This is a genomic window from Microvirga sp. P4_A5, from assembly GCF_056402495.1.
The window spans coordinates 1-8,616 of the sequence record NZ_JBFUHH010000139.1; the positions used below are offsets into that span (position 1 = coordinate 1).

At 61.9% G+C, this 8,616-nt stretch carries 7 protein-coding genes and 1 pseudogene; 6 read left to right on the plus strand and 2 right to left on the minus strand.

Translation table 11 applies throughout. The features are described from left to right. Both AC1DVM_RS21615 and AC1DVM_RS21620 read right to left on the minus strand, forming a co-directional pair. Positions 1-1,401, minus strand: a 1,401-nt coding sequence (locus tag AC1DVM_RS21615) for an SLC13 family permease (RefSeq protein ID WP_477257933.1), incomplete at its 3' end; no start/stop codon positions are given. Positions 1,402-1,514: 113 nt separating this feature from the next. Further along, positions 1,515-2,336 (minus strand): annotated as a pseudogene (locus AC1DVM_RS21620) (M20/M25/M40 family metallo-hydrolase); the annotation flags it as partial. Positions 2,337-2,362: 26 nt separating this feature from the next. Here AC1DVM_RS21620 and AC1DVM_RS21625 point away from each other — a divergent pair. The 6 genes from AC1DVM_RS21625 to AC1DVM_RS21650 all read left to right on the plus strand — a co-directional run. Then, positions 2,363-3,466: an efflux RND transporter periplasmic adaptor subunit gene (locus AC1DVM_RS21625; protein WP_477257935.1), complete on the plus strand. Its 1,104-nt coding sequence runs from the start codon at positions 2,363-2,365 to the stop codon at positions 3,464-3,466. A gap of 58 nt (positions 3,467-3,524) precedes the next feature. Beyond that, positions 3,525-5,003, plus strand: coding sequence for a M17 family peptidase N-terminal domain-containing protein (locus AC1DVM_RS21630; RefSeq protein WP_477257937.1), 1,479 nt, complete (start codon positions 3,525-3,527; stop codon positions 5,001-5,003). After that, a complete protein-coding gene (locus AC1DVM_RS21635) occupies positions 5,000-5,506 on the plus strand; it encodes a DUF1269 domain-containing protein (RefSeq protein WP_477257939.1) in 507 nt (168 codons plus the stop codon). The genes AC1DVM_RS21630 and AC1DVM_RS21635 overlap by 4 nt, the downstream gene beginning before the upstream one ends. Positions 5,507-5,955: 449 nt before the next feature. After that, positions 5,956-7,242 carry a hypothetical protein gene (locus AC1DVM_RS21640; RefSeq protein WP_477257941.1) on the plus strand — a complete coding sequence of 429 codons (1,287 nt, stop codon included), beginning with the start codon at positions 5,956-5,958 and terminating at the stop codon, positions 7,240-7,242. Between the two features lie 28 nt (positions 7,243-7,270). After that, the gene (locus tag AC1DVM_RS21645) at positions 7,271-7,570 is read left to right on the plus strand and encodes a patatin-like phospholipase family protein (RefSeq protein ID WP_477257943.1); all 300 of its coding nucleotides are present in this window, start codon (positions 7,271-7,273) and stop codon (positions 7,568-7,570) included. Further along, a partial coding sequence (locus AC1DVM_RS21650) for an AI-2E family transporter (RefSeq protein ID WP_477257945.1) occupies positions 7,567-8,616 on the plus strand: 1,050 nt, incomplete at its 3' end. The genes AC1DVM_RS21645 and AC1DVM_RS21650, both read left to right, overlap by 4 nt.

The following is an 8,616-nucleotide window of genomic DNA, read 5'->3' on the forward strand; positions in this document are numbered from 1 at the left end:
GCTGATGGCCCGGTAGGATTGCTCGACCGTCATGATACCCGAGAGGATGATGGCGCCCGCGGCGAGAAGACCCGCCACTGCGGGCGGTACGACCCCCGTCGCGAGAAGAATGACCATGCCGAAAAGGATCACAACCGCGTGCCGCGCTCCAGGCCCCATGGGCACGGCCTGACGTCGCACCAGCTCGGGCGAACTCACGACAAGCACATCCGGGTCGCTGAGGTGGATGTCGAGCGCCTTCCACGTGCCTTGGAGCAGCATCGTATCACCGGATTGCAACACGATGCCGCCACCGGCCTGTCGCGATTTGTCAGCAACGATTTCCGCGCCTGCTCTCTGAACGGCCAGAACGATTAGATCGCCGCTATCGGTGACCATGCCGGGAAAGACGGTCTGGCCGATCAGTCCCGAGCGGGGAGGAATGACGACCTCCGCCAGACCGGAACGGCGATTGAAAAGCGTCTCTTCACCCTGGCCCGCCTCCGCGCCCTCGCGAAACGCCAGATGCATCTGTCCGGCAAAGGCGGCGGCCGCTTCCGCGTCGCCACGCAGCAGCAGATTATCGCCCTCGGCCAGCACAGGCCGTCGCAAGGGGGAAACCATGTCACCTTCCTGGATTGCGACCATCTGGAGCCCAGGAAAAGCCGTCAGGTCGATCGCGGAAGCCGGACCGCCGACATAGGGCGAGGTAGCGCGCACCCGCATTTGGTAGACGCCGCTCGCGAGGCCGTATTGCTCGACGAGCGTCTTGGCGTGGCGGCTGAAATCGGCGGGCATCGTGGCGCCATTGCGTTCGGGCAGGAGACGTTGGCCGAACAGCACGATGATGGCCATCGTGCCCGCGAGGAGCGGCACGCCCACGAGGGCAAACTCGAAAAAGCCGAATGCCCCGACCTGTGCGTCGAACCCTGCCTCCGATACCAGCACGTTGACCGGGGTACCGGTGAGGGCCAACATTGATCCCGCATGCGCGGCGAACACCAGCGGCATCAGGAGCTGCGAGGATTTCCGCTGCAATCGAACGGCGATGACCACCACCACGGGCAACAGCGCTGCGACCGCGCCATTGACGCTGATCAACGCCGTCAAGCCTGCAACCAGGCTCATGGTCAGGAGGAGAAGGCGCGTGCGGCTTTCTTCACCCGCTCCGCGGATCAAGAGCTGTCCCGCCCAGGCAGTAACCCCCGTCATCTCAAGCCCGGAGCTGACGACAAAGAGGGAAGCGATGAAGATGACGGCGGGGTCTCCCAAACCTCCCAGTGCCTGGCCTAAGGTCAGAACCCCCGTCGCCCAGAGCGCCAGTGCCGTTCCCATGGCGACGAAAACCACCGGCAGCCTGTTCCAGACGAACAGGACGACCGCAACGGCGATGATGGCGGCTGTATACGCTATGGGGCTCAATCGCTTAGCTCCTTATGGGGGCCACGCGGAGCCACGTCGTGTACCAGCTGCGCGCCTACATCTGCACCGTGTCGTCCTGGTTCCAGCCGAACGGCCACGTTGTTGTCGACAGTTCAGTCCTCGATCGTCGCCATCAAGAGCGCGATGCGACAACCCTTTTCGAACTCGGCCAAGTTGACATATTCCTTCAGGGTGTGGATTTCGGCCTGGCCCGATCCGATGGTGATGGTGGGGACACCGTGCTTATCCAGCCAGTTGGCGTCCAAGCCTCCATTCGAAAACACGTAGGTCGGTTCGATGCCCAATATCTTCAGTGCCTTTGTCGCGCGCTGCACGACCGGCGCTTTCTCATCCAACTTGAACGGCGGATAGGCAGGAAGCTGGCGAAATGCCACTTCGGCCGTCGCCCCCTCGTGATCCTTTACCTCGCTCTGCGCTTTGGCGAACGCTGCGCGGTATCCGTCGGCGATCTTGGTCGCAAAGGCTGATTCCGGGCTTCGCGCTTCGCCCTTTATGTAGGCATAGTCGGTGACCACGTTCGTGGCGTCGCCGGCGGCTGTTTTTCCGTCTTTGCCACCGAAAATGCCGACGTTGCTGGTGCCATGTCCGTCTGATTTGACGACTTTGCCGAACCAGCCCGCATTCCGAGCTTCGGCGAGGGCCAGAGCGGCAACCATGGTGGCAGAGATACCCTTCTCCGGAGCAACGCCGGCATGGGATGCCTTGCCTGTGATCTCGACTTCCCAGTTCTCCTGTCCGACAGCGCCGATGAGCAGGTCGGAGGACATCTGGCCGTCAACATTGATGCACATGACTGCCCCTCCGAGATCGGCGGGGTTCAGTTCGCGGGCACCGTGGAGGCCGCTCTCTTCGCGAACGGTGAACAACAACGTGATCGGCGGGTGCGGGAGCTTATGCTTCAGGAGGGTTTCGGCCGCCCGGTGCAGGACGACCCGTTCAGGTGTTTTCCGTAGAGGCGAGCAAGCTCACCAACGAAGTTCAGCTCTCCGGCGAGATCCAGGCGGAAAAGAACGTCGCACTCGCCTTTCGTATCAGCGGTCGTGTCGTCGAGCGCCCTGTGAATGTCGGAGATCGCGTGGCGGCCGGCCAGCTTGTGGCCCGGCTGGACCCGCAGACCGAGCAGAATGCGCTCAGCGCCGCCAAGGCGGGCCTTGCGGCGGCGCGCGGGGAGGTCAATACGGCGCGCAGTACGTTCGAACGCCAGGAGCAACTGATGGCTCAAGGCTTCACAACCCGCCCGCGCTTCGAACAGGCCCTCCATGCACAGGAAACCGCACAAGCGCGGCTTGAAGATGCAGAGGCACAGGTCGAGCGGGCGCGCGACCGGGTGGGGTTCACGGAACTTCGCGCGGACGTCGCCGGTGTGGTGACCGCCCGTGGCGTCGAGCCGGGGGAGGTCGTGCAGCCTGGTCAGGTCGTCGTGCAACTGGCTCGCGACGATGGAAGGGACGCGGCCTTCAACGTTCCGGCGCGTCTGCTGGAAACGCAAACAGGCGGGGCGATGATCCGTGTCGTTCTCGCCGCCGACCCGTCGGTGGTTGCCTACGGCCGAGTGCGCGAAGTGGCGCCACAAGCCGATCCCGTAACCCGAACATTCCTGGTCCGGGTCGGCCTGCAGAATCCGCCGGATGCCATGCGGCTAGGGTCGACCGTCACCGGAACGATGGAGCTCACCTCCACGGTGATCGTTGCCATTCCGGCGAGCGCTCTCACTCAATCAGGTCGGTCGCCTGCGGTCTGGATCGTCGATCCAGACACATCGACAGTTTCTCTTCGTGCTGTGGACGTCCTGCGCTTCGATCCTGGACGCGTGATTATTTCGCAGGGGTTGGAGCCGGCCGACACCATCGTCTCGGGCGGCATTCAGGCCCTCCATCCCGGCCAGAAAGTCGCGCCGCTTGCCACGCAACCCGAGAAAGCTCTCGGACGCCGAGCAGCCAAAGCGCGTTTCACACGCGAAGTTCGCCTCCTCGCACCTTACGAAAAAAGGGACAGCGCGTTCCGGGTAGCCACATGGCGCCTTCAACAATCGCGATGGCCGTGACTGTTCCCAGTCCTGTCTCCGATCAAAGGCATGATGCTTTCCGTTGCAGAGGACACACATGGAGATCACGCAAGCAGTCGGGGACGCTGAGAAGCTTCGAACGGAGCTGCTTGTCATCGGCATATTTGCCGGTGAACCACTTCGCGGGGCGGCCCAGGCGGTGGACCATCTCACGAATGGAAGGCTATCGCATATCGTCCGACGTGGTGAAATTGGGTCTGCCCCTGGCGCGACGTTGCTGGTGCGGGATTTACCGGGGGCCGCAGCGGTGCGCATCCTGCTCGTCAGCCTGGGGAGTGCCGCGAGTTTTTCGGACGAAGCCTATCGGAAAGTGTTGGAAGCAACCGCAAGAGCCCTCGGGGAGGGCGTCGCCTCCGAGGCTGTCGTGACCCTTGTCGAGAACCTGGTTCCCGGCCGTTCCCTTGCATGGTCAGTCCAACAGGCAGGCCGTTTTCTTGCGGACGACAACCACAGAATTGTGCTGCCCGGATCGCAGTCCTCCAGTTGGGATCGAAATGCCCGCGGCGCGCGCAGCATCATGCTTCTCATCCCGACGACGCTCACCTCCGAGCTCGTGGGGGCCCTGCGCCGAGGCTTGGCGGTAGCCGAGGGGATCGCGCTTTCAAAGGATCTCGACGATCCGGGGGGGCAACTGCCCACGACATCCGCCCTCGCGAACGCCGCTAAGGCGATGGGTGAAGAGTTCCGCTTCCCCGTGGAGGTTCTCGAACGAAATCCGCTTAGGACCATCGGCAGACAGACCCCACCATCAGCTGGCGAAACGCCGGCAAACGCGAAGATGATCGTGATGCATTATAAGGGCCGAAGAGCAAAGAACCGCCCCATTGTGCTCGCCGGGGCGGGAACTCCCGTCACCTTGAATGGCGCTAGCAGCGTTCTCGGCGTCTTGAAGGCAGTCGCGCGACTGAGGTTGCCCATAAACGTCATCGGTCTCGTTACTGCGGCCGGATGTGCGAAGCGAGGGAATGTGTGCCCATCCGACCTGGACGTCACACTTGTGTCGAGTCGGGAATTCGACGCGCGCGACAGGCATTTCGAGCTTCGATCCGGCCTGCGCGATATGTTCACCTACGCCGAGCGGTTTGTCCCTTCCACCGTGATTGGAATCGCCACGTTGGCAGCGAGCGTCGCGGCAGTCGGCGCGAGAAACCTGTACGCCAACGACAACACGCTGGCTGCGGAACTCCTGAAATCGACTGAGGAATCAGGCGGGCGTGCCTGGCGGCTTCACCTGTGGGATGATCGTACCGACCGGATAGAAAGCTATCGAGCCAGCACGGGGGACGTTGATGCCATGAGGGCCGCGAGCTTGCTGCGTTGTTCCGCGAAAACCTATTCATGGGGCTACCTGGATATCGAAGAGACGGCTTCCGGTGCGGTTCAGCCAGAAAACAAGGTTGATTGCCTCGTCGCCCTTCTTGCAGATTTCCTCATCAATCGCGCCGCTGAGGCAGCCTTGAGTATGCCTGAGGCGCGCGGCGGTCGGAAGACTCACAACAGGGGAGTGGTCCTATGAGTGATCTCGTTTTCGTGGCATTTCCGACTGAGCAGAAGGCCGAAGAGGTCCGCCAGAAAGTCCTTTCCCTCCAGAAGGAATATCTCATCGAGCTGGGCGACGCGGTTGTCGTGGTCAAGGACCCGAAAGGTCATATCAAGCTCAATCAGCTGGTGAATGCGACGGCAGCGGGTGCCGCCTCGGGGGCTTTATGGGGCACGTTGGTCGGCTTCATTTTCATGATGCCCCTCCTTGGGACGGCTCTAGGCGCGGCGTCAGGCGCTCTCGGCGGTAAACTCAGCGACGCGGGGATCGACGATCAATTCATGAAGGATGCGGCGGGTTCACTGCAACCAGGTACGGCGGGACTCTTCCTCCTCATCCGGAAGATGACGACCGACAAGGTTCTTGCCGACCTCAAGGGCGTCGGCGGCGTGCTCATGCGCACCTCGTTCGACGAAACGAAGGAAGCCGCGTTGCGTGAGGCGTTGGCGGCCACGACACCAGAACCCGCGGTCAAATGATGGGTGACAGGATTGTGGCGGCGGGAGGGGAGGCGGCTTACTGGCCGGCCGCGACAGCCAGCCTCGATGACTTCCGGCCCCTTCTTCCGGCCGAGGAGGAGGTTGTCGCGCGACTTCACAGCGGCGATTTCGATCGGCTGGGGGATGGTTCCCGGCCGGAATCGGACGACCCGGCTCGCGCGATCCGCGCTCCGTTTCTTCGTTTCCTCCTGCTGGGAGGCGACGAAGGCTGCCGGCCGCACGAGAAGGGCATCAGACTGACCGGAGCATGGATCAGGGGAACCCTCGACCTTGAGGCATGCCGGATTTTCAGAGACATCGGACTGAAAGACTGCCGCTTCGATGCCGCTCCAATCCTAAGATCTGCCATCATCGATCGTCTGTTCTTGGACGGATCTTCCCTTCCGGGGTTTTTTGCGGAGCGTCTCGAGACCCGAGGCGGGATCTACTTGCGCGGAGCTCATATCAGTGGGGAAATGAGACTCACCAGTTCGCGTCTGGGCGGCAACCTCGTGTGTGACGGTGCGACCGTCCTGTCGATCGGCCGATATGGGATCAGCGCAGAAGGCCTCGAGGTTCGCAGCATATTCTTTCGAGGGGCCGACATTCGTGGCGGCATCAACCTGTCGGGCGCACGGGTCGTCGCCGATTTCGATTGTGCCGGCGCCGTCGTCTTTCGCCCCGATGAGGTTGCGATCGCCGCCGACACGATCGAGGTTGGCGGTAGCGTCATCCTGCGCGCGACCAGCATCGACGGAGACGTCAGGTTGCCGGGTTCCAGGATCGCGGGAGACCTGGACTGCGCCGCCGCCGTTCTTTCCAGCCCCGGCCGCGACGCCCTGCAGTTGAGTCGCGCCGAGATCGAGGGCGCTTTCTTCCTGCGCAAGGGTGCCGGCGTAAAAGGTTTGTTGAACCTGACAGGTGCATCGGTCGGCACAGTGCATGACGAACCGCAGTGCTGGCCGCAACAGGGCGATCTCTTGTTGAACCGTTGCCGCTACGGCGCTTTCATCGATGGCCCGGTCGATGCGGATAGTCGGTTGGACTGGCTATCGCGGCAATCTCCAGAACGTTGGGGCGAAGATTTCTGGCCGCAGCCATACGAGCAGCTCGCGTCCGTCTTTAGAGAAATGGGGCACGACGAGGACGCGCGCTCGGTTCTCATCGTCAAGGAACGATTGCAACGGCAAGCGCGTCGCAAGCGTGCTCGTTATCCTCTTTTGCGCGCAGTTCTCGCGATCAAGGACGGCATTCTCAGGGTGACGGTCGCMTACGGACGTCAGCCCCTGCTTGCCTTCGTCTGGCTCGCGTTTTTCTGGGCGCTTGGCGTGGCGGTTTTCGGGTATGCGGAGGGGCAGGGCGCCTTCAAACCGAACAGCCCTGTTGTCCTGCGTTCCCTCGAGTGGACGCTTTGCGGTTTGAATCAATCGGAACAACGCTTTCTCGCGTCGACCCAACAGATGGCAAGCGGACGCGCGGAGAGCGACCAAACCCAACTTTCATGCTTCAGAAGCCAGACGGAGGCGTCGAGCTATCCCGGATTCAATGCATGGATATACTCTGTGGACGCACTGCTGCCCGTCCTGGAGATGGACCAAAAAGCATACTGGCGACCAAATCCATCGGAGCCATTCGGCACAGTTGCGCTGAACTATTTACACTTCCAATCCATCGTGGGATGGGTCCTCAGCCTGCTCGCGGTGGCGGGGTTTTCCGGGCTGGTGAAATCGCGGTGACGCAACTCAAGCAATCGGTGAGCACGACGTGATCAAATCGGCATCGCCCGAGAAAGCATTGAAACCGCACGACGCTCGCGGTCATCGTGACCCCTTGTCGATCGACCTCGCCCATCAGGGCCGAGGCGCGCACGGGGCGTTCACCTGGGGCGTCCTCGCTCGCTTTCTGGAGGAAGGCTGGCTAGTCATAGACGAGATCTCGGGCAATTCGGCAGGAGCGATGAATGCCGCCGGAATCGCTTCCGAATACACCAAGGGCGGCTGCGACGGCGCGCTTCAGTCTCTTCCAACGCAACGGACCCTTGTAACGATCTGGACCATTTCATGACGAGCGATCGAATTCACCATGCGGCCCTGGTTCTGATGGCCACGATCGCGACCGTCGTTGCGTTGTCGTTGGCGAGCTCGGTCTTCGCGCCCGTTGCATTCGCGCTTTTCATCATTGCCATCATGTGGCCTTTGCAGAAGGGCCTGCAGGGAGTCTTGCCAAAGCTGGTGGCGCTCGCCCTCACGGTGATCGTGATGGTCGTCGTATTCTTCGCCTTCGGTTCGCTCATCGTCTGGGCGTTTAGCCGGGTAGGCCGTTGGATCGTCAACGACGCCGGACGCTTCCAGCTCCTTTACGATCAAGCGGCCGCCTGGCTCGAAGGGCATGGCATCGCGGTGGCCGGGCTGTGGTCGGAGCATTTCAACGTCGGTTGGCTTCTGCGCACCGCGCAGGGCCTCACCGGCCGCCTCAACAACACGGTGAGCTTCTGGCTGGTGGTGCTCGTCTATGTGATCCTCGGCCTGCTGGAAGTCGACGATTTCGGTCGAAAGACCCGTTCGATGGGGAACCGTGACATCGGGAACGTGCTCTACAATGGGAGCGTGATCACTGCCGCGAAGATCCGTCGCTACATGCTGGTCCGCACACAGATGAGTCTCATCACGGGCCTGCTCGTCTGGGGCTTTGCGAAGCTGGTGGGCCTCCAGCTTGCGGCCGAATGGGGCGTTATCGCTTTTGCGTTGAACTACATCCCCTTCATCGGTCCACTCATCGCCACGGTGTTCCCGACTGTATTTGCGGCGACGCAATTCGCGTCATGGCAATCGGTGATCATGGTATTCGCATGTCTCAATGTGATTCAATTCATCGTGGGGAGCTATGTCGAGCCGCGTGTATCCGGCAATGCCCTTTCAATCTCGCCCTCGGTCGTCCTGTTCGCCGTGTTCTTCTGGAGCTTTTTATGGGGCATTTTCGGCGCGTTCATCGGTGTGCCGATCACAATCGCTGCCCTGACCTTCTGTGCCCAGCATCCCTCGTGCCGCTGGCTTGACGAATTGCTGGGAGGAGCCGCAAAATCTCCAGCTGCTGAGCCGGACATACAAGCC